Source organism: Streptomyces pseudovenezuelae (assembly GCF_029892565.1).
Taxonomy (GTDB): Bacteria; Actinomycetota; Actinomycetes; order Streptomycetales; family Streptomycetaceae; genus Streptomyces; species Streptomyces pseudovenezuelae_A.
This window is the reverse complement of record NZ_JARXVH010000007.1, coordinates 443,671-467,896: the sequence shown is the minus strand read 5'-3', so window position 1 is coordinate 467,896 and position 24,226 is coordinate 443,671. Positions and strand designations below refer to the sequence as shown.

Sequence of the window (24,226 nt, the reverse complement as noted above, 5' to 3'; positions counted from 1 at the left end):
ATGCATTCCGAGCCTGCCATCGAAAACCGCGTGACCGCACGCGGTCGCCGCCGCAAACGCGGCAACGAGTCCGCCGAGGGACCCGTGTTCGTTGACAACTCCGGACGCCGCTCGAAGCTGCTGCGCCGGATCGGTCTCTTCGTCAGCGTCCTGTGTGTCGGGTACGCGGCCGTGCTCGTCCTGGCCTTCATGGGCATCGGCACGTCGATCAACCCGTCCTCGCTCCTGCCCTTCGGCAACGGCCAGGCGGGACCGGCCGGCAACGGCAACGCCCCCGGCGGCTACCGCCAACAAGGCGGCATCGGCGACCAGGTGGGCGGCCGCCCCAGCGACGCCCCCTCCGCACCGCCCTCGGGCATCCCGTCCTCGTCCCCGTCCCCCGCCACGTCCCCCTCCTCGTCCGCGTCCGTCGCCGCGAACGCCAACTGAGCGGAACGCACACCCACATGACCACGACGACGACGTCCTCACGCGGCCGTCGGCGTGCCCCCTCCCGCATCGAGCGGGCGGCGGGCAAGGCCGCGGCGTTGCAGAAACCGCGAGTCATCCTCGCCCTGCTGCTCCTTCTCGCGCTGACCAGCATCATGCTGCTCGACGGCTATCTGCGCGCCGAGGTCGGCGGCGACCAGCGGGTGCGCGACGGGGCCAGTTCCAGCAAGGTCCCCGACAAGATCCTCAACGGCGGGCCGATCGTCACCTTCCGGGGCGGTCAGGCCACGACGGTCTCCGTACCGAAGAAGACGATCGCGCTCACCTTCGACGACGGCCCGAACCCCACGTACACGCCCCAGGTCCTCAAGATCCTTGAGGAGAACGACATCACGGCCACGTTCTTCCTGGTCGGCTCGATGGTCTCGCGCTATCCGAGCATCGTGGAGGACATGGTCCAGCAGGGCAACGAGGTGGGGATCCACACCTTCACCCACGTCGACCTGTCGTACCAGAGCGATGCCCGCATCAAGCGGGAGATGGAGCAGACGCAGCTCGCGCTGGCGGGCGCGGCCGGCATCACGACCACGCTCTTCCGGGCGCCGTACTCCTCGGAGACGGACGCCATCGACAACTACAGCTGGCCCGTCTACAAGAAGCTCGGCGCCGACGGCTACACCAGCGTCTTCGTCGACACCGACAGCGACGACTGGAAGAAGCCGGGCGTCTCGAAGATCGTCAGCTGGGCCACGCCCAAGGGCACCAAGGGCGCGGCGGTCCTCATGCACGACGCGGGCGGTGACCGCGAGCAGACGATCAAGGCGCTGCCGACGTACATCAAGAAGATGAAGGCGAAGGGCTACACCTTCACCACCATCAGCGGTGTCGTCGAGAAGGACAACACGAGCAACCGCCGGGCGGCGGCGGCCGGTTCGACGACGAGGACGGCTCCCGGCGCGAGCGGATCGCAGCCTGCGAGCGGAGCGCAGGCGGCGGGCGGCGAGCAGGCCGCGGGCGGGCCGAACGGCGCGGAGGGGAACGCCGGTTCGGGCACACAAGGCACCCAGGGCACCCAGGGCGCGCAGGGGAACGGCAACGGGAACGCCGCCGCCCTGGCGCGGGCCCGGCTCCAGGCCGCCCACCGCACCGCCACCGGCGCGACCCTCTACGAGGGCAAGGCGCTCGTCATGGCCGTCGCCGTCGCCGAGTGGACCGTACCCGCGCTCTCCGTCGGGCTGATCATCGTGGGCGTGGCCGTCATGGGCCGCTTCGGGATGATGCTGATCCTCGCCCGGCGCCACTACAGACACCGCAACAAACGCCGGTTCAGCTGGGGGCCGACGGTCACCAGGCCGGTGAGCGTGATCGTCCCGGCGTACAACGAGAAGGAGTGCATCGCCAACACCCTCAAGTCGCTGGCGAAGAGCATCCATCCGATCGAGGTCATCGTCGTCGACGACGGCTCGACCGACAACACCTCCGAGATCGCCCGCGACGCGGCCAGGGAACTGGGCATGACGAACGTCCGGGTCATCCGCCAGGAGAACGCGGGCAAGCCGGCCGCCCTCAACAACGGGGTGCGCAGCGCCAGTTACGACATCGTCGTGATGATGGACGGCGACACCGTCTTCGAGCCGGAGGCCGTGCACCAACTGGTGCAGCCGTTCGCCGATCCCGAGGTCGGCGCGGTCGCGGGCAACGCGAAGGTCGGCAACCGCGACACGATCATCGGCGCCTGGCAGCACATCGAGTACGTGATGGGCTTCAACCTCGACCGCCGCATGTACGACCTGCTGCGCTGCATGCCCACCATCCCGGGCGCGATCGGCGCGTTCCGCCGGGACGCGGTGCTCCAGGTCGGCGGCATGAGCGAGGACACCCTCGCCGAGGACACCGACATCACCATCGCGATGCACCGCGCGGGCTGGCGGGTCGTCTACCAGGAGCACGCCAGGGCTTGGACGGAGGCGCCCGGTTCGCTCAAGCAGCTGTGGTCGCAGCGCTACCGCTGGTCGTACGGGACCATGCAGGCGCTGTGGAAGCACCGCAAGTCCCTTACGGACAAGGGTCCTTCGGGCCGCTTCGGCCGGGTCGGCATGCCGCTCGTGGTGATCTTCCAGATCGTCACGCCGGTCTTCGCCCCGCTGATCGACGTGTTCACCGCGTACTCGATGATCTTCGTCGACTTCCAGGCGGCGCTCTACGCGTGGCTCGCGGTCCTCGGCATCCAGCTCTTCTGCGCGGCGTACGCCTTCCGGCTCGACCGCGAGAAGTACCGGTACCTGCTGATGATGCCGCTGCAACAGCTGGCCTACCGCCAGATGATGTACCTCGTCCTCATCCACTCCTGCATCACCGCCCTCACCGGCGGCCGCCTGCGCTGGCAGAAACTCAAGCGCACCGGCGAGGTCGGGACTCCGGCGGGGGTGAGCTGAGTTGGGTTCACACAGACGAGGGGCGCTTGCGAACACGACTGCGCCTGCGAATGCGACTGTGCCGGCGGCCGAACCGGACGCCCTGAGCACCGCCCCGCTCCCGCTCGCTCAACCCCCCGCGCGCGACCGCTACTTCGACACCCTGCGCGCGGTCGCCCTCATCCGTGTCGTCACCTATCACACCTTCGGGTGGGCCTGGTGCGGGCTGGTCTTCCCGTCCATGGGCATCATGTTCGGCCTGGCCGGCACGCTCATGGGGAAGTCGCTGGAGCGGCCCGCGGCGAAGGTGATCAAGAGTCGGCTGCGCAGGCTGCTGCCGCCGTTCTGGTTCTGGGGCGTCTTCGTCGTCCTGGCGATGCTGGTGCACGACTGGATGCCGGGCTGGGAGATCGTCTACTGGGTCGTGCCGCTCGGCGACCCGCCGGGCAACGCGTGGGGTCAGCAGGCCTGGGAGATCCTCTGGTACCTGCGGACGTACCTGTGGTTCGTGCTTCTCTCCCCCCTTCTCCTACGGGTCTTCCGGCTCGCCCCGATCCCCGTGCTGCTGCTGTCCCTCGCCCCGATCCTGGTCCTGAACCACGTGTGGGCCGGGCCGGACAACCGCTTCGGCAGCGCCCTGTGGGACCTGTCGACGTACCTCTTCTGCTGGTTGCTCGGCTTCGCGCACCGCGACGGCGTGCTGGAGCGGCTGAAGCCCGCCCTGGTGGTCGTGCTCTCGCTGACCGCGCTCGGCTACGGCGGCTGGTACGCCTTCTCGCAGCAGGACGCGGTCGGCACGTACGACCTCGACGAGATCCCGCTCGCCCAGGCCTTCTGGTCGGCCGGCTTCGTGCTGCTGCTGATGTGGGCCAAGGCGTATTTCCGGATCGACTTCGCCTGGCTGACCCGTTTCCGGCGGCTGGACCGGACGGTCACGATCTTCAACGCGCGTGCCGTCACGATCTACCTCTGGCACGAGATCGCGCTGATCCTGGCGGTGCCGCTGATCGACCAGTTCTGGAACGTGCCCGCGTTCGAGAAGTGGCTGCCGCTGGACAGTCAGTGGTTCATGTTCGGGATCGGCTGGATCCTGATCGCGGTGTTCGTGCTGGCGTGCGGCTGGGTGGAGGACGTGGCCGGGAGGAAGAAACCGAAGCTGCTTCCCTGAGTCGCGGGCGGGTGCCGGAGCCGGGTGGCGGGGGCCGGGCTGCAAGAATGGCCGGGTGACCCGCGCCTCTCTGAACAAGCAGCCGCACGAAGTCGCCTCGATGTTCGACGACGTGGCGGAACGGTACGACCTGACCAACGACGTGCTGTCGCTCGGCCAGGACCGGGTGTGGCGCAAGGAGGTGGCGAGGGCGGTCGACGCGCGGCCCGCGCAGAAGATCCTCGACCTGGCCGCCGGTACGGCGACCTCGTCGCTGCCCTTCGCCCGCACGGGCGCGTACGTCGTCCCGTGCGACTTCTCGCTCGGCATGCTCCGGGTCGGCAAGAAGAACCACTCCTGGCTGCCGTTCACCGCGGGCGACGCGACGAGGCTGCCGTTCCGGGACGACGTGTTCGACGCCGTCACGATCTCCTTCGGGCTGCGCAACGTGCAGGACTACGACTCGGCCCTGCGCGAGATGTACCGGGTGACCAAGCCGGGCGGACGGGTCGTGATCTGCGAGTTCTCGCACCCGACCTGGGCGCCCTTCCGCACCGTCTACACCGAGTACCTGATGCGGGCGCTGCCGCCGGTGGCCCGCGCGGTGTCCTCGAACCCGGACGCGTACGTCTATCTCGCCGAGTCCATCCGCGCCTGGCCCGACCAGCCCGCGCTCGCCGGCCACCTCCAGAAGGCCGGCTGGTCGAAGGTGGCCTGGCGCGACCTCACGGGCGGCGTGGTCGCCCTGCACCGGGGCTTCAAACAGAGCTGAGGAACGGGGCTTCGGGCAGAGCCGCGAACGGGGCTTCAGGCAGAGCTGACGAAGGCGTACGGGTCGTTTCCGCCCGGCTCGTTCAGTTCGCGCTGCAGTCCGCCGCCGGGAGGCCTGGGCAGGCGCGGCTCGCGCACTCCGCCGCCGCCGTCGCCCTCACCGAAGTCGAACCACACGTAGATCACGGAGTCCCGGGGCACCTCGGCGTTGGGCTGCGGGTACTGCCGTACGACGTACTCGACCACGGTCTGGTGGAAGTCGGGCCGGTCCGGCGCGTTCAGGAAGAGGCCGGTGTCCTCGGCCGTCCTGCGCGCGTCCATGGCCATCAGACCGACCAGCCGTGGCACTCGCACTTCGGGTGTTTTGGGTGTTAAGCGCACAGATGTCACCCCCAGCGGTACTGGCAGAGTAACCGCCCGGGGGTGGCGATCGGAAGGTTCAAGTGTCTTTCTGTAGCAGTCAGTTACTGTGAGTAATATTTCGCGATCACTTACGATCGTGGATCGCGCCGGGGACTCACAGGTCGAGCCGGTAGCAGTGCCCCTCCCGCTCCGACGACGGCGTCCGGAAGACCTCGTCGAGCCGCATGCCCAGTCGCCGGGTCACCGCGATGGACCGTTCGTTGTCGGCGATGACCATCGCCACCACCGTCGGCACGCCCGCCGCGCGCAGCCGTTCCAGGGTCATCTGCGCGGCCGTGGTCGCGTACCCCTTGCCCCAGAACTCCCGGCCCAGCCGCCAGCCGATCTCGATCTCGCCCTTGGGGCCCCAGTCCTGCGGCCAGGGCTGGGCGCCGGTGAAGCCGATCACCCGGCCGGTGTCGTCGACCATGGTCCACAGGCAGAAGCCGTGCTCGGCGTCGTGCCGGCGCTGGCGGGCGGTGAGCTCCTCGTAGACGGACAGCTCCGCGGACCGGCCGCCGTGGAACTCCATCACGTCCGGGTCGTCGAAGATCCGGTGCCAGGCGAGGGCGTCCTCGTCGGTGGGGACGCGCAGCCGTACGACGGGCAGAGCTCGGTTCACGGGGGCAGCCCTTCAGCCGGGTGATCAATTCTGCTGAATAGACTGCCCTTGTCCAGTGCCGGTCGGCACGCAGATTCCGAACTTGGGGAGATCCCGCCGTGACCGTCGTGACTGAGCCGCTCTCCGAAAACACCGCCGATGTGATCGTCGTCGGCGCGGGGCCGGCCGGCTCCACGACCGCGTACCACCTCGCCAAGTCCGGGCTCGACGTACTCCTTCTGGAGAAGACCGAGTTCCCGCGCGAGAAGGTGTGCGGCGACGGCCTCACCCCGCGTGCCACCAAGCAGCTCGTGGCCATGGGCATCGACATCTCCGAGGAGGCCGGCTGGCTGCGCAACAAGGGGCTGCGCATCATCGGCGGCGGCGTCCGCCTCCAGCTGGACTGGCCGGATCTCGCCTCCTACCCCGACTACGGCCTGGTCCGTAAGCGCGACGACTTCGACGAGCAACTCGCGCGCAACGCCCAGAAGGCCGGCGCCCGTCTGTACGAGCGCTGCAATGTCGGCGCCCCGATCGTCGACGACCGCACCGGCCACATCACGGGCGTGCACGCCAAGCTGGGCGAGGAGAAACGCGAAGTCACCTTCCACGCGCCCCTGGTGGTCGCCGCCGACGGCAACTCCACGCGCCTGTCGCTGGCGATGGGCCTGCACCGTCGCGAGGACCGCCCGATGGGCGTCGCCGTCCGGACGTACTTCACCTCGCCCCGCCACGAGGACGACTACCTGGAGTCCTGGCTGGAGCTGTGGGACCGCCGCGGCCCCGAGGACCGTCTGCTGCCCGGCTACGGCTGGATCTTCGGCATGGGCGACGGCACGTCCAACGTCGGCCTCGGTGTGCTCAACACCTCCGACTCCTTCAAGGAGCTGGACTGGCGCGAGGTCCTCAAGGCCTGGTGCGCGTCCATGCCGGAGGACTGGGGCTACACCCCCGAGAACATGACCGGCCCGATCCGCGGCGCCGCGCTCCCGATGGCCTTCAACCGCCAACCCCACTACACCAAGGGCCTGTTGCTGGTCGGCGACGCCGGCGGCATGGTGAACCCCTTCAACGGCGAGGGCATCGCCTACGCCATGGAGTCCGGCCAGATCGCCGCCGACGTCATCGTCCAGGCCCACGCCCGCCCGACCCCCGCGAGCCGCGAACTGGCCCTGCAGCGCTACCCGCGCGTCCTGAAGGACACCTACGGCGGCTACTACACGCTGGGCCGCGCCTTCGTGAAGCTCATCGGCAACCCGAAGGTCATGAAGATCGCGGCCCAACGCGGCCTGACCCACCCGCTCCTGATGAAGTTCACCCTCAAGATGCTGGCCAACCTCACCGACCCGACGGGCGGCGACGCGATGGACCGCATCATCAACGGCCTGAGCAAGGTGGCCCCGAAGGCGTGACGGCCGGGGTCCGTCCGCCGGGCAGGCCCTAGCTGCTCAGCGCCTCGATGTTGGCGGCCCGGCGGGCGAGTACCTCCTCCCGGCGGTCCGCCACCTGCCGCAGGGCGTCCCGGCGTTGGCGCTTGGAGAGGCGGTCCAGGTAGACGTGGCCGTTGACGTGGTCGGTCTCGTGGGCGAGGCAGCGGGCGAAGTACCCCGTGCCCTCCACGACGATCGGCTCACCGTCCTTGTCGAGGCCGCGCACCACGGCCAGGTCCGGGCGTGGCAGTTCCATGATGGCGCCCGGTACGGACAGGCACCCCTCGTTGTCGTCGAGCAGCCGGCGTCCGGCGGGGTCGAGGGCTTCGAGGACCGGGTTGACGATGTGCCCGACGTGCCGGACCCCGTCGTCGTCGGGGCAGTCGTACACGAACAACCGCAGATCGACGCCGACCTGGTTCGCCGCGAGCCCGGCCCCCTCGGCGACGTACATCGTGAGGAACATGTCGTCGATCAGCGCGGCGAGGTCGGGCCCGAACTCGGTGATGTCCCGGCAGGGCCTGTGCAGAACCTCTTCGCCCACCTCGGTGACGCGCCGCACCGACCCGCGCCGGGCCTCGGGCGCGAGCGGCGGATACGAGTCGACGGGCTTCCCCTGGACGAAAACACTGGGCATGGCTGTCTCTCCTGCTTCTTTTGAGGATGCTGCTCCTGTGAGGGCGCAGCTCTTGCGAGGGCGCTGCTCCTGTGAAGGTGCTGTGGTCGGGCGGGAAACGGTCTTCCGGCTTCCGGCGCCCCTCCCTACCCTCCGGGAGCCATGACAACAGAACACGTCCAGCAGCCGCAGGAGAACCCCGGCCCCACCCGCAGACGCTTCCTCGCCGGCACCGGGGGAGCGGTCGGCGCAGCCGCCGGCGCTCTCGCCTTATGGCCGGCCACAGCCGCCCGCGCCGCCTCCGCCAAGCGCGTCGCCGTCCTCGGCGGCGGGGTCTCGGGCCTCAGCGCCGCCCACGAACTCGCCGAGCGCGGCTACGCCGTCACCGTCTACGAGTACTACGACGTCCTCGGCGGCAAGGCCCGCTCCATGGACGTCCCCGGCACCGCGGCCGGCGGCCGCAGACCCCTCCCCGGCGAGCACGGCTTCCGTTTCTTCCCCGGCTTCTACCGGAACCTGCCGGACACGATGCGCCGCATCCCCGTCCCCGGCAACGCGCACGGCGTCCACGACAACCTCCGTAGCGGCACCGAGGAGTTGTTCGCCCGCGCGGCCGGCCGCCCCGACCTGCACTTCCCGCTGCGCCGGGTCACCACCCCGCCCGCCCCGGGCGACATCACCCCGTCCTGGATCCGCGACCAGATCCTGTCCGTCCTGGACCTCGGCACCCGCCTCCCCGCCCACGAGGCCGCCTACTTCGCCGACCGGCTCCTGGTCCACCTCACCAGCTGCGACGCCCGCCGCGAGGACCAGTGGGAGAAGACGGCGTGGTGGGACTTCATCCGCGCCGAGCGGATGAGCGAGGAGTACCGGACCCTCCTCGGCATCGGCCAGACCCGCAACCTGGTCGCCACGCGCGCGGAGGTGGCGTCCACCCGGACCGTCGGCCGGGTGATCATCGAGGCGCTCATCCTGTGGGGCCTGCTCGGCCGCGGCATGGACGGCGACGCCGACGTCGACCGCGTCCTCAACGCCCCCACGAGCGAGGCCTGGATCGACCCCTGGGAGACGTATCTGCGCTCCCTCGGCGTCGAGTTCGTCCTGGGAACCGAGGTGAAGGAGGTCGTCCACGAGGGCGGGCGCGTGTCCGGCGTCCGCGTCTCGGCCCGCGAGGGCGGCCAGGAGCGCACCGTCACCGCCGACCACTACATCTCCGCGCTTCCCGTCGAGCACGCTCGCGTGACGTGGGGTCCCGCTCTGCGCGCCGCGGACCCGCAGCTCGGCCGCTGCGACGCCCTGCGGACGGACTGGATGACCGGCGTGATGTTCTACCTGCGCACGCCCACGCCCGTCGTGCACGGTCACATCAACTGCCTCGACTCACCGTGGTCGGTGACCGCCGTCGGTCAGGCGCAGTTCTGGGACGGACGCGACTTCCCCCGCGACTACGGCGACGGCCGCGCCCGCGACTGCCTGTCCGCGATCATCTCCGAGTGGGACAAGCCGGGCATCCTGTACGGCAGGACGGCCAAGGAGTGCACCAAGGAGGAGGTCGTCGCCGAACTCTGGGCCCAGTTGAAGGACGGCCTCAACGACGCCGGGAAGACGACCCTCACCGACGAGGACCGCCTCGGCTGGTTCATGGACCCGGCCGTGACGGGCCTGGGCGGCCCTGAGCCGCGCAACCGGGAGCAGCTGCTCATCCACCCCACGGGCACCCTCTACAACCGCCCCACGGCCCGCACGAGGGTGCCGAACTTCTTCCTCGCGGGCGACTACGTCCGTACGGATGTGGACCTGGCGACGATGGAAGGCGCCAACGAGTCGGCGCGACAGGCCGTCAACGCGGTCCTGGACGTGGACAATTCGGACGCCGAGCGGTGCCGGGTGTGGGAACTGTTCCGGCCGCCGGAACTGGAGCCCCTCAAGCGGGTCGACGAACTCCGGTACCGGCTGGGGCTGCCGAACACCTTCGACCTGGGCTGAGGGTTCGGGCGCGGGTCGAAGACGACCCACGCCGGGAGGGCCGCTGCCCCCGAGCGGCTGCGGCCCTCACAAGCTGTCCGAATCTCCGAGGTTCAGAGCACCCGCACCGCTCCGGTCGGCGGGTCGTACGACAGCGGCTTCTCGACGACACCCGTCGAGGAGTTCTGCGCACCGACGAACATGCCGCCACCGACGTACACGGCAACGTGGTACGCGCTGCCCGCGCTGCCCCAGTAGAGGATGTCGCCCGGCTGCAGGTTGCTCAGCGACACCTGGGTGCCGGCCGTCGACTGGTCCTGTGAGACGCGCGGCAGGCTGATGCCGACCTGCTTGAAGGCGGTCTGCACCAGACCCGAGCAGTCATAGGCGGACGAACCGGTCGCGCCGGACACGTATGCCTTGCCGACCTGCGCCTTGACGAAGTTGACGATGGTGGCCGCCGAACCGGTGGCCGTCGACGAACTCGTCGTGGTGGTCGAGGGAGTTGACGCGGCGAGGGTGGTCCGCTCGGTGCTGCGGCTGGCGGCTCGCGCCGCAGCTGCCTTGCGGGCGGCCTCCGCCTTCTTCTTGGCCTCCGCCTTCTTCTTGGCGTCCGCGAGGTCGACCTTGGCCTGCTTCGCGGCCTTTGCGGCGGCCGCGTCACGCTCGGCACGCAACTGGTAGTTCGCGGCTGTCTGCTGCGTGGCATCCGCGGACTGGGCGACCTGAGTGGACAGGTCGGCGGTCAGGGTGGGCAGTTCGAGGGTCTGGGTCACCGGCTCGGCGGCGCTCGCCGAGGCCGACGCGCCCGCCGCTGCCAGACTGAGTACGCCACCGGCGACTCCGGCACGCACCGCGATCGAAGTCGTCGCGTTGCGGCGGGGTTTCCGGTGGCTGCGTATGTGAGCGGTGTGGGACATGAGTCCAACCGGTATCAGGGGCTCCTCCATACCTACAAGAAACGTGCGGTGCGCCACATTTACTCAATGGGTGCCCCGAATCCCGGGCGTGGCGTTCCTTATTGACGCCGTAACGGACATTGCGGGCGGAGCCCGACCGGCCCGTGATCACGCTCTTTCGTCGTTACGCCCGAATTGCCCTTGACCTACCACCGGTTGAGACAAGTGGCCAAGCCCCGCTCTCAGACGCCTCTCATGGATGTGGCGGAGGTCACGCAACGGTCACAGCGGCGGCTGCGTCAGGCGCACGCCTCCGTCCTCACTCGCTCGTGAATGTGTGCACGTGTCCACATCGCGCCGCGCGCCTCCCTCTGACGTGTGAATGCCATCCACTACCAAGGCGCCCCGTCCAGCACCAATTTGCATGCAAGGGAAGCCTCTTGATATGGAGACGCCTGCCCCGAACTGCGCCGACGAGCGGAAATGTCACCTCTGGTGATCACTCGGACGCTTCACGTACGAAGATCACTGCTCATCCGACTTCATGATCCTTCGTCAGGTGGTGGAGATCACAAAGCTTGTGCAATACCCCGTGTCGCAGATCACAGAGCGCCGGGCATAAGATGCGAGGCAGTTGGGCTTGTGACCTGCTTCACATGTTCTCGATCTTCGCTGGGACGCGAGGTGTTCGGGCAACCGGTGGGGCGGCAGCGGGCCCGGTGACATCGCCAGCAGTCAGTGCCGACTGAGAGGAGCGAGGAGCGGTGAACGCGTATGCGCCCATCCTCGTACTGGGAGCCCTCGGGGCAGGCTTTGCGATCTTCTCCGTGGTCATGGCCACGCTGATCGGTCCGAAGCGGTACAACCGGGCCAAGCTCGAGGCCTACGAGTGCGGGATCGAGCCGACCCCCACGCCGGCCGGCGGCGGGCGTTTCCCCATCAAGTACTACCTGACGGCGATGCTCTTCATCGTCTTCGACATCGAGATCGTCTTCCTCTACCCCTGGGCCGTCACCTTCGACTCCCTGGGGATCTTCGGGCTCGTGGAGATGCTGCTCTTCGTGCTCACCGTCTTCGTCGCGTACGCGTACGTATGGCGGCGCGGCGGCCTGGAATGGGACTGAGGGGCCTTTAAAACATGGGACTCGAAGAAAAGCTGCCGAGCGGCTTCCTGCTGACCACCGTCGAGCAGGCCGCGGGCTGGGTGCGCAAGTCGTCCGTCTTCCCGGCCACGTTCGGCCTCGCCTGCTGTGCCATCGAGATGATGACCACCGGCGCCGGCCGCTACGACCTCGCGCGCTTCGGCATGGAGGTCTTCCGCGGTTCGCCCCGCCAGGCGGACCTGATGATCGTCGCGGGCCGGGTCAGCCAGAAGATGGCGCCGGTGCTGCGGCAGGTCTACGACCAGATGCCGAACCCCAAGTGGGTCATCTCCATGGGGGTGTGCGCCTCGTCGGGCGGCATGTTCAACAACTACGCGATCGTCCAGGGCGTCGACCACGTCGTCCCGGTCGACATCTATCTCCCGGGCTGCCCGCCACGGCCCGAGATGCTGATGGACGCCATCCTCAAGCTGCACCACAAGATCCAGACCTCCAAGCTCGGCGTCAACGCCGAGGAGGCGGCCCGCGAGGCCGAGGAAGCGGCGCTCAAGGCCCTGCCCACGATCGAGATGAAGGGGCTGCTGCGGTGAGCGACGCGAACGGCACCGGCGGTGCGAACGGTGCGTCGAACGGCGTGAACCCCGAGAAGGATCTCGCCGCCGACAACCTCCCCGGCCAGCGCGGTCAGGGCGGTGAGGAGATCCGCGTCCAGCGCGGCATGTTCGGCGCCAACAACGGCGGCGACACCTCCGGTTACGGCGGCCTGGTCCGCTCGGTCCGCCTCCCGGGAGCCTCCAGCCGGCCCTACGGCGGCTGGTTCGACGAGGTCGCCGACGAGCTGGAGGGCGCCCTGGAGGAACAGGGCCTGCTGCCCGACAACGCCATCGACAAGACGGTCGTCGACCGCGACGAGCTCACCTTCCACATCGAGCGCGAGCACCTGCTCCGCGTCGCCCAGACCCTGCGCGACGACCCGGCCCTGCGCTTCGAGCTCTGCACGGGCGTGAGCGCGGTCCACTATCTCCACGACAAGGGCCGTGAGCTGCACGCCGTCTACCACCTGCGCTCGATCACCCACAACCGGCTGATCCGCCTCGAAGTCAGCGCCCCGGACAGTGATCCGCACATCCCCTCGCTGGTCTCGGTCTATCCGACCAACGACTGGCACGAGCGCGAGACCTACGACTTCTTCGGAATCGTCTTCGACGGTCACCCGGCGCTGACCCGGATCATGATGCCGGACGACTGGCAGGGCCATCCGCAGCGCAAGGACTACCCCCTCGGCGGCATCCCCGTCGAGTACAAGGGCGCCCAGATCCCGGCTCCGGACCAGCGGAGGTCGTACTCGTGACCACACAGCCAACATCCGCGGCCGCCGCCGCGTCGGCCCGCGAGACCACCGAGGGCACCGTATATACGGTCACCGGTGGCGACTGGGAAGAGGTCGTCCAGTCGGCCGCCCGCGCGGATGACGAGCGCATCGTCGTCAACATGGGGCCGCAGCACCCGTCCACCCACGGAGTGCTCCGCCTGATCCTGGAGATCGACGGCGAGACGGTCACCGAGGCCCGCTGCGGCATCGGCTACCTCCACACCGGCATCGAGAAGAACCTCGAGTTCCGCACGTGGACGCAGGGCACCACGTTCGTGACGCGCATGGACTACCTGACGTCCTTCTTCAACGAGACCGCCTACTGTCTCGCCGTCGAGAAGCTCCTCGGCATCGAGGAGCAGATCACCGAGCGAACCAAGATCATCCGGGTGCTCCTGATGGAGCTGAACCGGATGTCCTCGCACCTGGTGTGCATCGCCACCGGCGGTATGGAACTCGGCGCCACCACGATCATGATCTACGGATTCCGCGATCGTGAAATGATTCTCGACATCTACGAGCTCATCACGGGCCTGCGGATGAACCACGCGTACATCCGCCCCGGCGGACTCGCCCAGGACCTGCCGCCCGGCGCGGTGGACCAGATCCGCGAGTTCGTGAAGAAGATGAAGAAGAACCTCCCGGAGTACGACAAGCTCGCCACCGGGAACCCCATCTTCAAGGCCCGTATGCAGGACGTCGGTTACCTCGACCTGGCCGGCTGCATGGCCCTCGGCGCCACCGGCCCGATCCTGCGCTCCACCGGTCTGCCGCACGACCTGCGCAAGTCGCAGCCCTACTGCGACTACGAGACCTACGACTTCGAGATCCCGACCGCCGACACCTGCGACTCCTACGGGCGCTTCCTGATCCGCCTTGAGGAGATGCGCCAGTCGCTCGCGATCGTCGAGCAGTGCCTGGACCGGCTGCAGCCCGGCCCGGTCATGGTCGCCGACAAGAAGATCGCCTGGCCCGCCCAACTCGCCCTGGGACCGGACGGACTGGGCAACTCCCTCGACCACATCAAGCAGATCATGGGCACCTCCATGGAGGCCCTGATCCACCACTTCAAGCTGGTCACCGAGGGCTTCCGCGTCCCGCCGGGACAGGCGTACGCGGCCGTCGAGTCGCCCAAGGGCGAACTCGGGGTGCACGCTGTCTCCGACGGAGGCACCCGCCCCTACCGGGTCCACTTCCGGGACCCGTCCTTCACCAACCTGCAGGCCATGGCGGCGATGTGCGAGGGCGGCCAGGTCGCCGACGTCATCGTCGCTGTCGCCTCCATCGACCCCGTGATGGGAGGCGTCGACCGGTGACCACCAGTTCCTCGGAGCAGGGCGTCAGCCTGGGCATGCCCCAACTGCCCGCGCCCGCCTACCCGGACGACGTCCGAGCCCGGCTGGAGGCCGACGGGCGGGAGATCATCGCCCGCTATCCGGACTCCCGCTCCGCGCTCCTGCCGTTGCTGCACCTCGTGCAGGCGGAGGAGGGTCATGTCACGCGCACAGGACAGCAGTTCTGCGCGGAACTGCTGGACCTGACGACGGCCGAGGTCGCCGCGGTCGTGACCTTCTACACCATGTACCGGCGCCGGCCGAGCGGCGACTACCAGGTCGGCGTCTGCACCAACACCCTGTGTGCGGTGATGGGCGGCGACGCGATCTTCGAGGAGCTCCAGGAGCACCTCGGTGTCGGCAACGGCGAGACCACAGGCGACGGCAAGGTCACCCTGGAGCACATCGAGTGCAACGCGGCCTGCGACTTCGCGCCGGTGGTGATGGTCAACTGGGAGTTCTTCGACAACCAGACCCCGGCCAGCGCCAAGCGCCTCGTCGACGACCTGCGCGCGGGAGCGGACGTCCGGCCCACGCGCGGGGCGCGCCTGTGCACCTTCAAGGACACCGCCCGCATCCTGGCCGGCTTCCCCGACGAGCGGCCAGGGGCCGTCGAGGAGAGCGGCGGCGCGGGCCCCGCCTCGCTGGTGGGCCTCCGCCTGGCCAAGGGAGAGACCGCACCCGCGCGCGTGGTGCATCCGCGTGCCGGCCGACCGCAGGACGAGCCTCGGGACGGGGCGGCGCACGACCCGTCGCCGTCCGAGCACCTCAGTTCACACGATGCGCCACAGGACACGTCGGCCTCCGACCCGGCCCATCCGGCCGGGCCCGCCGCCGAGGAGGGGGAGTGATGACCTTGGCACCCGAACTGAAAGACACCAGCCCCGAGAAGCTGCTCGCACCCGTGCTGTCGGCCTTCTGGGACGAGGACGAGTCCTGGACTCTCGACGTCTACCGAAGGCACGAGGGATACGAGGGACTTCGCAAGGCGCTGGCCATGTCGCCGGACGATCTGATCGCGTATGTGAAGGAGTCCGGACTGCGGGGTCGCGGCGGCGCGGGATTCCCCACCGGAATGAAATGGCAGTTCATTCCCCAAGGGGATGGAAAGCCGCACTATCTAGTTGTCAACGCCGACGAGTCGGAGCCCGGGACCTGTAAGGACATCCCGCTCCTCTTCGCGAACCCGCATAGCCTCATCGAGGGCATTGTCATCGCGTGTTATGCCATCAGGTCGTCGCATGCCTTCATCTATCTGCGTGGTGAAGTCGTCCCTGTTCTGCGGCGGTTGCACGAGGCCGTGCGTGAGGCCTACGCGGCGGGCTACCTGGGCGAGAACATCCTGGGCAGCGGGCTCGACCTCGAACTCACCGTGCACGCGGGCGCCGGCGCGTACATCTGCGGTGAAGAGACCGCACTGCTCGACTCGCTCGAAGGCCGTCGTGGTCAACCGCGGCTCCGTCCCCCCTTTCCTGCGGTGGCGGGCCTCTATGCGTGCCCGACTGTTGTGAATAACGTCGAGTCGATCGCGTCGGTTCCCGCGATTCTCAATCGGGGCAAAGAATGGTTCCGGTCGATGGGCAGCGAGAAGTCCCCGGGCTTCACGCTCTACTCGCTCAGCGGCCATCTCACCAGCCCCGGCCAGTACGAGGCACCGCTCGGCATCACGCTCCGCCAGCTCCTCGAAATGAGCGGCGGGATGCGATCCGGGCACCGGCTCAAGTTCTGGACCCCGGGCGGTTCCTCGACGCCGATGTTCACCGAGGAACACCTCGACGTGCCCCTCGACTACGAGGGTGTCGGCGCCGCCGGTTCCATGCTCGGCACCAAGGCCCTGCAGTGTTTCGACGAGACGACCTGTGTGGTCCGTGCCGTCACCCGCTGGACCGAGTTCTACGCCCACGAGTCCTGCGGCAAGTGCACCCCGTGCCGCGAAGGCACGTACTGGCTCGTGCAGTTGCTGCGCGACATCGAGGCCGGCAAGGGCGTGATGTCCGACCTCGACAAGCTCAACGACATCGCCGACAACATCAACGGCAAGTCGTTCTGCGCCCTCGGTGACGGTGCCGCCTCGCCGATCTTCTCCTCGCTCAAGTACTTCCGCGACGAGTACGAGCAGCACATCACGGGCCGCGGCTGCCCCTTCGACCCGGCCAAATCGACGGCCTGGGCCGACCGCACGGAGGTGAACGCATGACCGTGACCACCAACGCTCCCTCGGGAGGGGGAGAAGCGGCGGTCCCGCCGGAGGACCTCGTCTCGCTGACGATCGACGGCGCCGAGATCAGCGTGCCCAAGGGCACCCTGGTGATCCGCGCCGCCGAACAGCTCGGCATCGAGATCCCCCGGTTCTGCGACCACCCCCTCCTCGACCCGGTCGGCGCCTGCCGCCAGTGCATCGTCGAGGTCGAGGGTCAGCGCAAGCCGATGGCGTCCTGCACGATCACGTGCACCGACGGCATGGTCGTGAAGACCCAACTCAGCTCGCCCGTGGCCGAGAAGGCCCAGCACGGTGTGATGGAGCTGCTGCTCATCAACCACCCGCTGGACTGCCCGGTCTGCGACAAGGGCGGCGAGTGCCCGCTGCAGAACCAGGCGATGTCCCACGGCCAGGCCGACTCCCGCTTCGAAGGAAAGAAGCGGACCTACGAGAAGCCCGTCCCGATCTCCACCCAGGTGCTCCTCGACCGCGAGCGGTGCGTACTGTGCGCCCGCTGCACCCGCTTCTCCAACCAGGTCGCGGGCGACCCGATGATCGAGATGGTCGAGCGGGGCGCGCTCCAGCAGATCGGCACCGGCGAGGGCGACCCCTTCGAGTCGTACTTCTCCGGCAACACCATCCAGATCTGCCCGGTCGGCGCGCTGACCTCGGCGGCGTACCGATTCCGCTCGCGCCCCTTCGACCTGGTCTCCTCGCCGTCCGTGTGCGAGCACTGCGCCGGCGGCTGCGCCACCCGCACCGACCACCGACGCGGCAAGGTCATGCGGCGCCTGGCGGCCAACGAGCCCGAGGTCAACGAGGAGTGGATCTGCGACAAGGGGCGGTTCGGCTTCCGGTACGCGCAGCAGCGTGACCGGTTGCAGACGCCGCTGGTGCGCAACCCCGAGGGCGAGCTCGTCCCGGCCTCCTGGCCGGAGGCGCTGGAGATCGCCGCACAGGGGCTGCTGGCCTCGCGCGGCCGGACCGGCGTGCTGACCGGCGGCCGGCTCACCATCGAGGACGCCTACGCCTACAGCAAGTTCGCGCGCGTGGCGCTCGACACGAACGACGTCGACTTCCGCGCACGCGTGCACAGCGGCGAGGAGGCCGACTTCCTGGCGGCCCAGGTCGCAGGACGCGGCTGTGACCTCGACGGTACGGGCGTCACGTACACCCTCCTTGAGAAGGCGCCCGCCGTCCTGCTGCTCGGCTTCGAGGCCGAGGAGGAGGCGCCCGGCGTCTTCCTGCGGCTGCGCAAGGCCTGGCGCAAGCACGGGCAGAAGGTCTTCTCGCTGGCCACGCACGCCACGCGCGGCCTGGAGAAGGCCGGCGGCACGCTGCTGCCGGCGGCCCCCGGCACCGAGACCGCCTGGCTGGACGCGCTCACGAGCGGGGTCGGACTGGACGAGCCCGGCACGCTGGCCGCGGAGGCGCTGCGCGCCGACGGCGCGGTGATCGTCGTAGGAGAGCGGCTGGCCGCCGTGGCCGGCGGGCTCACCGCCGCCGTACGGGCCGCGTCCGCGACCGGCGCCCGGCTGGTGTGGATCCCGCGCCGGGCCGGAGAGCGCGGCGCCGTGGAGGCGGGTGCGCTGCCGGCGCTGCTGCCGGGCGGACGCCCGGCCACCGATCCACGCGCGCGTGACGAGGTCGCCGCCGTCTGGGGACTTGCCGAACTCCCGCACCGCTACGGCCGCGACACCAGCCAGATCGTCGAGGCCGCCGCCACAGGCGAACTGCAGGCCCTGCTGGTCGCCGGCGTGGAGGTCGCCGACCTGCCCGATCCGGCACGCGCGCGTGCTGCGCTGGACGAGGTCGGCTTCCTGGTGTCGCTGGAACTGCGTCCCAGTGAGGTCAGCGAGCGGGCGGACGTCGTCCTTCCGGTGGCCGCGGTCGCCGAGAAGGCCGGCACCTTCCTCAACTGGGAGGGCCGGGTGCGGTTCTTCGAGGCCGCGCTCAAGCCCGAGCAGATGACCCGGCACCTCTCGCCCACCGACGCGCGCGTGCTGCAGATGGTCGCCGACGCCATGGACGTACATCTGGGTCTGCCCGATCTGCGTACCGTGCGCGCCGAGATCGACCGGCTCGGTGCCTGGGACGGGCCGCGTGCCACCGAACCCCTGGAGACCGCGGCCCAGTTGCCGCGGCCCGCCGCCGGCGAGGCCGTACTGGCCGGGCATCGGCTGCTGCTCGACCAGGGCCTCCTCCAGGAGGGCGACGAGGCGCTCGCCGGAACTCGGCACACAGCCCACGCGCGCGTGTCGCTCGCCACGGCCGCCGAGGCCGGCGTCAAGGACGGCGACACCCTCGCCGTGACCGGACCCGCCGGAGTCGTCGAACTCCCGCTGCGCGTCACGGAGATGCCCGACCGGGTGGTCTGGCTCCCGCTGAACTCCGTCGGCGGGGGCGTCGCCTCCGACACGGGTGCGCGTCCCGGCTCCCTCGTCCGCATCGGCCCGGCGACGTCCGTCGGCGAGGCCCCCAAGGAGGTGGAGGCATGAGCCCCTACGGCATGAGCCAGTACCTCGCCGCTGAAGACCTCTCGCTGTTCGGCCGCGACCCCTGGTGGCTGGTCGTCGTCAAGGCCGTCTTCTGCTTCGCGTTCCTGATGATCACCGTGCTGTTCTCGATCGTCTGGGAGCGCAAGGTCGTCGCCTGGATGCAGCTGCGCATCGGCCCCAACCGGCACGGCCCCTGGGGCATGCTCCAGTCGCTCGCCGACGGCGTGAAGCTGATGCTCAAGGAAGACCTCATCGTCAAGCGCGCGGACAAGGTGGTCTACGTCCTCGCGCCGATCATCGCGGCGATCCCGGCCTTCATGGCGATCGCGGTGATCCCCTTCGGCCCGTCCGGCAACGAGGTCTCGATCTTCGGCCACCGCACCACGATGCAGCTCACCGACCTGCCGATCGCGATGCTCTACATCCTCGCGGTCGCCTCGGTCGGCATCTACGGCATCGTCCTTGCCGGTTGGAGCTCCGGATCCACGTATCCGCTGCTGGGCGGCCTGCGTTCCTGCGCGCAGATGATCTCCTACGAGATCGCGATGGGTGCCGCGTTCGCCTCGGTGTTCCTCTACTCGGGGTCGATGTCGACGTCGACGATCGTCGAACAGCAGCACGACCGCTGGTACATCGTCCTGCTGCCGGTCTCCTTCATCCTCTACATCATCACGATGGTCGGCGAGACCAACCGCGCCCCCTTCGACATGCCGGAGTCCGAGGGCGACCTGGTCGGCGGCTTCAACACCGAGTACTCGTCCATCAAGTTCGCGCTGTTCATGCTCGCCGAGTACGTGAACATGGTGACGGTCTCGGCGGTGTCGACCACGCTCTTCCTCGGCGGCTGGCGGGCGCCCTGGCCGATCAGCTCCTTCTGGGAGGGCGCGAACCACGGCTGGTGGCCGATGCTCTGGTTCGTCATCAAGGTCCAACTGCTGCTGTTCTTCTTCATCTGGCTGCGCGGCACGCTCCCGCGCGTGCGCTACGACCAGCTGATGAAGCTCGGCTGGAAGGTCCTCATCCCGGTCTCCGTGGTCTGGCTGATGCTGGTCGCCACCGTGCGGGCGCTGCGCAACGAGAACTACGACTTCGCCGACATCGCCCTCTACATCGGCGGCGGCGTCCTCGTCCTGCTGCTCCTGTCCTTCGTCGTGGACATGTTCCGCGAGAAGGCGCAGACGGCCGAGGGGTCCGCCGGTGAGCCCGCCGGATTCGACCCGATGGCGGGCGGATTCCCCGTGCCGCCGCTGCCCGGACAGGAGTTGCCGCCGGTGCCGAGGCGCAGCCCGCGCCGAGAGCGGGAGCTCATTGTCAGTGGCGGGTCGGATACTGCCAGTGACGGACCTACGGATGGAAAGGAGGCGTCCGATGGCTGAGGAACCCAAGGAGACCAAGCCCGGTTTCCAGAACCCCGTGGCCGGCTTCGGCGTGACCTTCAAGGCCATGTTCAAGAAGCGGCTGACCGAGCAGTACCCGGAGCAGCAGAAGACCACCGCTCCCCGCTTCCACGGACGGCACCAGCTCAACCGCCATCCGGACGGCCTGGAGAAGTGCATCGGCTGCGAGCTGTGCGCCTGGGCCTGCCCCGCCGACGCGATCTACGTCGAGGGCGCGGACAACACGGACGAGGAGCGCTACTCGCCGGGCGAGCGGTACGGCCGCGTCTACCAGATCAACTACGCCCGCTGCATCCTGTGCGGCCTGTGCATCGAGGCGTGCCCCACGCGCGCGCTCACGATGACGAACGAGTTCGAGCTGGCCGACAGCAGCCGCGCCAACCTCATCTACACCAAGGAACAGCTGCTGTCCGGCCTCGAAGAGGGCATGGTCGACAGCCCGCACTCGATCTTCCCGGGGACGGACGAGCAGGACTACTACCGGGGTCTCGTCACGGAGGCCGCGCCCGGCACGGAGCGCCAAGTGGCCGTGTCCAAGGGCGAACCGCGTCCATCGGCAAGCCCTTCGGGCGCGGCGGACGAAGAGGGGGTGGACGCATGAGCGCGCAGCTCGCCGCCTACTCCACCTCCACCGGCGAGGCCTTCCAGTTCTGGGTCCTGGGCACGGTCGCGGTGATCGGCGCCCTGTCCACCGTCTTCATGAAGAAGTCGGTGCACAGCGCGCTCTCGCTCGCCGGGACCATGATCATTCTGGCGGTGTTCTACCTCGCCAACGGCGCCTACTTCCTGGGGATCGTACAGATCGTCGTCTACACGGGCGCGATCATGATGCTGTTCCTCTTCGTGGTGATGCTGGTCGGCGTCACGGCCGCCGACTCCCTGACGGAGACCATCAAGGGCCAGCGCTGGCTGGCCCTTCTGTGCGGGCTCGGCTTCGGCATCCTGCTGATCGCCGGGATCGGCAACGCGTCCCTCACGGAGTTCAACGGCCTCAGTCAGGCGAACGCGAACGGCAACGTGGAGGGCCTCGCCACCCTCATCTTCACCAAGTACGTCTTCGCCTTCGAGATCACCGGCGCCCTGCTGATCACGGCCGCCGTCGGCGCCATGGTCCTCACGCACCGGGAGCGCACCGAGCGCGCCAAGACCCAGCGGGAGCTGTCCGAGGAGCGCGTGCGCGACGGCAAGCACCTGCCGCCGCTGCCGGCACCCGGTGTGTACGCGCGGCACAACGCCGTGGACATCGCGGGCCTGCTGCCCGACGGCACCCCGTCCGAGCTCACCGTCAGCAAGACGCTGCGCGACCGCGGCCAGATCCGTGACGTGTCCACCGAGGCGCTCAACGACCTCAAGGCCCTGGAGCAGCGCTCCGAGGAGCGGCTGGAGCGGACCGAGGTCGAGCCGGCGCACTTCAAGCGGACCGAGGAGGCGTCGAAGTGAACCCGGTCAACTACCTGTACCTGTCCGCCCTGTTGTTCACGATCGGCGCCAGCGGCGTGCTGATCAGGCGCAACGCGATCGTCGTGTTCATGTGCATCGAGCTGATGCTGAACGCCTGCAACCTCGCGTTCGTCACCTTCTCCCGGATGCACGGCAATCTCGACGGCCAGATCATCGCCTTCTTCACGATGGTCGTCGCCGCCGCGGAGGTCGTGGTCGGGCTCGCGATCATCGTGTCCCTGTTCCGTTCCCGCCACTCGGCCTCGGTCGACGACGCCAGCCTGATGAAGCTCTGAGGGGTCGCTGAATCGTGGAGAACCTGATTGCGCTGCTGGTGGCGGCGCCACTGCTCGGAGCGGCCGTACTGCTGTGCGGTGGCCGGCGTCTCGACGCCGTCGGTCACTGGATCGGCACGGCACTGGCGGCCGCCTCCTTCGTGATCGGCGTCGTGCTCTTCGCCGACCTGCTCGGCAAGGACGCCGAACACCGGACCCTGATGCAGCACCTGTGGACCTGGGTCCCGGTCGAGGGCTTCCAGGCGGACGTCGCCTTCCGCCTCGACCAGCTGTCGATGACGTTCGTCCTGCTGATCACGGGCGTCGGCTCGCTGATCCACCTGTACTCGATCGGGTACATGGAGCACGACGAGCGCCGCCGCCGCTTCTTCGGCTATCTGAACCTGTTCCTCGCGGCGATGCTGATCCTGGTCCTCGCCGACAACTACCTGCTCCTGTACGTCGGTTGGGAAGGCGTCGGTCTGGCGTCCTACCTGCTGATCGGCTTCTGGCAGCACAAGCCCAGCGCGGCGACGGCGGCGAAGAAGGCCTTCCTGGTCAACCGCGTCGGCGACATGGGCCTGTCGATCGCCATCATGCTGATGTTCACGACGTTCGGGACCTTCGCCTTCGGGCCGGTGCTGGACAGCGTCGGCGACACCTCGGAGGGCAAGCTCACCGGCATCGCCCTGATGCTGCTGCTGGCCGCCTGCGGCAAGTCCGCCCAGGTGCCGCTGCAGTCCTGGCTCGGCGACGCGATGGAGGGCCCGACCCCGGTCTCCGCCCTCATCCACGCGGCGACGATGGTGACCGCGGGCGTGTACCTGATCGTCCGCTCCGGCGCGATCTTCAACGCCGCGCCCGACGCACAGCTGGTCGTCACCGTCGTAGGTGCCGTCACACTCCTGTTCGGTGCGATCGTCGGTTGCGCGAAGGACGACATCAAGAAGGCGCTGGCCGGCTCGACCATGTCGCAGATCGGCTACATGGTCCTCGCAGCGGGCCTCGGCCCCATCGGCTACGTCTTCGCGATCATGCACCTGGTGACGCACGGCTTCTTCAAGGCCGGGCTGTTCCTCGGCGCCGGTTCGGTCATGCACGGCATGAACGACGAGGTCGACATGAGGAAGTACGGCGGTCTCAGGAAGTACATGCCGGTCACCTTCGTCACCTTCGGCCTCGGCTACCTCGCCATCATCGGCTTCCCGGGCCTGTCCGGCTTCTTCTCCAAGGACAAGATCATCGAGGCGGCCTTCGCCAAGGGCGGCACCGAGGGCTGGATCCTCGGCGGCGCGGCCCTGCTGGGCGCGGCCATCACGGCGTTCTACATGACGCGCGTGATGCTGATGACCTTCTTCGGCGAGAAGCGCTGGCAGCCGGACGAGAACGGCAACGAGCCGCACCCGCACGAGTCCCCGAAGACGATGACGATCCCGATGATCGTGCTGGCCTTCGGATCGGTCTTCGCCGGCGGCATCTTCGGCATCGGCGACCGCTTCCTGCACTGGCTGGAGCCCATCACCGGGCACGAGCACGGCGACTCCCCGGTCAGCGCCCTGACGGTCACCCTGGCCACGATGGTGGTCCTGGTGATCGGCGTCGGCATCGCCTGGGCGCAGTACGGCCGACGTCCGGTCCCGGCCGTCGCCCCGCGCGGGTCGCTGCTCACCCGGGCCGCCCGCCGCGACCTGCTCCAGGACGACTTCAACCACGTGGTCCTGGTCCGCGGCGGCGAGCACCTCACGCGCTCCCTGGTCTACGTCGACCACACCCTGGTCGACGGGGTCGTCAACGGCACGGCGGCCTCGATGGGCGGCCTCTCCGGAAGGCTGCGCAAGCTGCAGAACGGCTATGCGCGGTCGTACGCGGTCTCGATGTTCGGCGGTGCGGCCATCCTCGTCGCCGCGACCCTGCTGATGAGGGCGGTCTGATA

At 68.9% G+C, this 24,226-nt stretch carries 22 protein-coding genes; 18 read left to right on the top strand and 4 right to left on the bottom strand.

Annotated elements, in window-relative coordinates; translation table 11 throughout:
- The first annotated feature begins 30 nt into the window (after nucleotides 1–30).
- The 4 genes from M2283_RS25110 to M2283_RS25095 are packed head-to-tail and all read left to right on the top strand — an operon-like array spanning nucleotide 31 to nucleotide 4,762.
- Entirely contained in the window at nucleotides 31–429 is a 399-nt protein-coding gene (locus M2283_RS25110) for a hypothetical protein (RefSeq protein WP_348538919.1), read from the top strand.
- Nucleotides 430–446: 17 nt separating this feature from the next.
- Nucleotides 447–2,864 carry a bifunctional polysaccharide deacetylase/glycosyltransferase family 2 protein gene (locus M2283_RS25105; protein ID WP_280878593.1) on the top strand — a complete coding sequence of 806 codons (2,418 nt, stop codon included), beginning with the start codon at nucleotides 447–449 and terminating at the stop codon, nucleotides 2,862–2,864.
- Between the two features lie 58 nt (nucleotides 2,865–2,922).
- A complete protein-coding gene (locus tag M2283_RS25100; RefSeq protein ID WP_432423119.1) occupies nucleotides 2,923–4,011 on the top strand; it encodes an acyltransferase family protein in 1,089 nt (362 codons plus the stop codon).
- Between the two features lie 55 nt (nucleotides 4,012–4,066).
- Nucleotides 4,067–4,762 (top strand): demethylmenaquinone methyltransferase, encoded by a 696-nt coding sequence (locus M2283_RS25095; protein ID WP_280878592.1) that lies wholly within the window; start codon nucleotides 4,067–4,069, stop codon nucleotides 4,760–4,762.
- Nucleotides 4,763–4,797: 35 nt separating this feature from the next.
- On the opposite strand, the gene M2283_RS25090 is transcribed toward M2283_RS25095, so the two are convergent.
- Together M2283_RS25090 and M2283_RS25085 are read right to left on the bottom strand one after the other, a co-directional pair.
- Complete coding sequence (locus tag M2283_RS25090) at nucleotides 4,798–5,115, bottom strand: PASTA domain-containing protein (protein ID WP_280878591.1); 318 nt, start codon at nucleotides 5,113–5,115, stop codon at nucleotides 4,798–4,800.
- Nucleotides 5,116–5,278: 163 nt separating this feature from the next.
- Nucleotides 5,279–5,785: a GNAT family N-acetyltransferase gene (locus tag M2283_RS25085; RefSeq protein WP_280878590.1), complete on the bottom strand. Its 507-nt coding sequence runs from the start codon at nucleotides 5,783–5,785 to the stop codon at nucleotides 5,279–5,281.
- A gap of 98 nt (nucleotides 5,786–5,883) precedes the next feature.
- Between M2283_RS25085 and M2283_RS25080 the strand changes: the two genes are divergently transcribed.
- A complete protein-coding gene (locus M2283_RS25080) occupies nucleotides 5,884–7,176 on the top strand; it encodes a geranylgeranyl reductase family protein (RefSeq protein ID WP_280878589.1) in 1,293 nt (430 codons plus the stop codon).
- A gap of 28 nt (nucleotides 7,177–7,204) precedes the next feature.
- On the opposite strand, the gene def is transcribed toward M2283_RS25080, so the two are convergent.
- Complete coding sequence (gene def / locus M2283_RS25075; protein ID WP_280878588.1) at nucleotides 7,205–7,831, bottom strand: peptide deformylase; 627 nt, start codon at nucleotides 7,829–7,831, stop codon at nucleotides 7,205–7,207.
- Nucleotides 7,832–7,972: 141 nt separating this feature from the next.
- Between def and M2283_RS25070 the strand changes: the two genes are divergently transcribed.
- Nucleotides 7,973–9,796: a hydroxysqualene dehydroxylase gene (locus M2283_RS25070; RefSeq protein ID WP_280878587.1), complete on the top strand. Its 1,824-nt coding sequence runs from the start codon at nucleotides 7,973–7,975 to the stop codon at nucleotides 9,794–9,796.
- A gap of 92 nt (nucleotides 9,797–9,888) precedes the next feature.
- On the opposite strand, the gene M2283_RS25065 is transcribed toward M2283_RS25070, so the two are convergent.
- Nucleotides 9,889–10,695: a C40 family peptidase gene (locus tag M2283_RS25065; protein ID WP_280878586.1), complete on the bottom strand. Its 807-nt coding sequence runs from the start codon at nucleotides 10,693–10,695 to the stop codon at nucleotides 9,889–9,891.
- Between the two features lie 743 nt (nucleotides 10,696–11,438).
- Here M2283_RS25065 and M2283_RS25060 point away from each other — a divergent pair.
- Genes M2283_RS25060 through nuoL form a run of 12 tightly spaced genes read left to right on the top strand, consistent with a single transcriptional unit; the run spans nucleotide 11,439 to nucleotide 24,224 of the window.
- The gene (locus tag M2283_RS25060) at nucleotides 11,439–11,798 is read left to right on the top strand and encodes an NADH-quinone oxidoreductase subunit A (RefSeq protein ID WP_030379754.1); all 360 of its coding nucleotides are present in this window, start codon (nucleotides 11,439–11,441) and stop codon (nucleotides 11,796–11,798) included.
- Between the two features lie 14 nt (nucleotides 11,799–11,812).
- Nucleotides 11,813–12,367 carry a NuoB/complex I 20 kDa subunit family protein gene (locus M2283_RS25055; protein ID WP_280878585.1) on the top strand — a complete coding sequence of 185 codons (555 nt, stop codon included), beginning with the start codon at nucleotides 11,813–11,815 and terminating at the stop codon, nucleotides 12,365–12,367.
- Nucleotides 12,364–13,128: an NADH-quinone oxidoreductase subunit C gene (locus tag M2283_RS25050; RefSeq protein ID WP_280878584.1), complete on the top strand. Its 765-nt coding sequence runs from the start codon at nucleotides 12,364–12,366 to the stop codon at nucleotides 13,126–13,128. The genes M2283_RS25055 and M2283_RS25050 overlap by 4 nt, the downstream gene beginning before the upstream one ends.
- A complete protein-coding gene (locus M2283_RS25045; protein WP_280878583.1) occupies nucleotides 13,125–14,465 on the top strand; it encodes an NADH-quinone oxidoreductase subunit D in 1,341 nt (446 codons plus the stop codon). Before M2283_RS25050 ends, M2283_RS25045 begins: the two co-directional genes overlap by 4 nt.
- Nucleotides 14,462–15,334 (top strand): NADH-quinone oxidoreductase subunit NuoE, encoded by an 873-nt coding sequence (gene nuoE, locus M2283_RS25040; protein WP_280878582.1) that lies wholly within the window; start codon nucleotides 14,462–14,464, stop codon nucleotides 15,332–15,334. The genes M2283_RS25045 and nuoE overlap by 4 nt, the downstream gene beginning before the upstream one ends.
- Entirely contained in the window at nucleotides 15,334–16,680 is a 1,347-nt protein-coding gene (gene nuoF / locus M2283_RS25035) for an NADH-quinone oxidoreductase subunit NuoF (protein ID WP_432423118.1), read from the top strand. Before nuoE ends, nuoF begins: the two co-directional genes overlap by 1 nt.
- Nucleotides 16,677–19,181 (top strand): NADH-quinone oxidoreductase subunit G, encoded by a 2,505-nt coding sequence (locus tag M2283_RS25030; RefSeq protein ID WP_280878580.1) that lies wholly within the window; start codon nucleotides 16,677–16,679, stop codon nucleotides 19,179–19,181. Before nuoF ends, M2283_RS25030 begins: the two co-directional genes overlap by 4 nt.
- An 11-nt stretch (nucleotides 19,182–19,192) precedes the next feature.
- On the top strand, nucleotides 19,193–20,557 hold the full coding sequence (nuoH, locus tag M2283_RS25025; protein WP_280878736.1) for an NADH-quinone oxidoreductase subunit NuoH: 1,365 nt from the start codon (nucleotides 19,193–19,195) through the stop codon (nucleotides 20,555–20,557).
- The gene (gene nuoI, locus M2283_RS25020; RefSeq protein WP_280878579.1) at nucleotides 20,550–21,179 is read left to right on the top strand and encodes an NADH-quinone oxidoreductase subunit NuoI; all 630 of its coding nucleotides are present in this window, start codon (nucleotides 20,550–20,552) and stop codon (nucleotides 21,177–21,179) included. The genes nuoH and nuoI overlap by 8 nt, the downstream gene beginning before the upstream one ends.
- Nucleotides 21,176–22,018 (top strand): NADH-quinone oxidoreductase subunit J, encoded by an 843-nt coding sequence (locus M2283_RS25015; protein WP_280878578.1) that lies wholly within the window; start codon nucleotides 21,176–21,178, stop codon nucleotides 22,016–22,018. The genes nuoI and M2283_RS25015 overlap by 4 nt, the downstream gene beginning before the upstream one ends.
- The gene (gene nuoK / locus M2283_RS25010) at nucleotides 22,015–22,314 is read left to right on the top strand and encodes an NADH-quinone oxidoreductase subunit NuoK (protein WP_123998414.1); all 300 of its coding nucleotides are present in this window, start codon (nucleotides 22,015–22,017) and stop codon (nucleotides 22,312–22,314) included. The genes M2283_RS25015 and nuoK overlap by 4 nt, the downstream gene beginning before the upstream one ends.
- 14 nt (nucleotides 22,315–22,328) lie before the next feature.
- Nucleotides 22,329–24,224, top strand: a complete 1,896-nt coding sequence (gene nuoL / locus M2283_RS25005) for an NADH-quinone oxidoreductase subunit L (RefSeq protein WP_280878577.1) — start codon at nucleotides 22,329–22,331, stop codon at nucleotides 24,222–24,224.
- Nucleotides 24,225–24,226: the final 2 nt, after the last annotated feature.

Coding starts and splice junctions, on each gene's coding strand:
- M2283_RS25105 (WP_280878593.1), top strand. CDS start 447: ATGACCACGACGACGACGTCCTCACGCGGCCGTCGGCGTGCCCCCTCC.
- def (WP_280878588.1), bottom strand. CDS start 7,831: ATGCCCAGTGTTTTCGTCCAGGGGAAGCCCGTCGACTCGTATCCGCCG.
- M2283_RS25070 (WP_280878587.1), top strand. CDS start 7,973: ATGACAACAGAACACGTCCAGCAGCCGCAGGAGAACCCCGGCCCCACC.
- M2283_RS25065 (WP_280878586.1), bottom strand. CDS start 10,695: ATGTCCCACACCGCTCACATACGCAGCCACCGGAAACCCCGCCGCAAC.
- M2283_RS25055 (WP_280878585.1), top strand. CDS start 11,813: ATGGGACTCGAAGAAAAGCTGCCGAGCGGCTTCCTGCTGACCACCGTC.
- nuoF (WP_432423118.1), top strand. CDS start 15,334: ATGACCTTGGCACCCGAACTGAAAGACACCAGCCCCGAGAAGCTGCTC.
- M2283_RS25030 (WP_280878580.1), top strand. CDS start 16,677: ATGACCGTGACCACCAACGCTCCCTCGGGAGGGGGAGAAGCGGCGGTC.
- nuoH (WP_280878736.1), top strand. CDS start 19,193: ATGAGCCAGTACCTCGCCGCTGAAGACCTCTCGCTGTTCGGCCGCGAC.
- nuoI (WP_280878579.1), top strand. CDS start 20,550: ATGGCTGAGGAACCCAAGGAGACCAAGCCCGGTTTCCAGAACCCCGTG.
- M2283_RS25015 (WP_280878578.1), top strand. CDS start 21,176: ATGAGCGCGCAGCTCGCCGCCTACTCCACCTCCACCGGCGAGGCCTTC.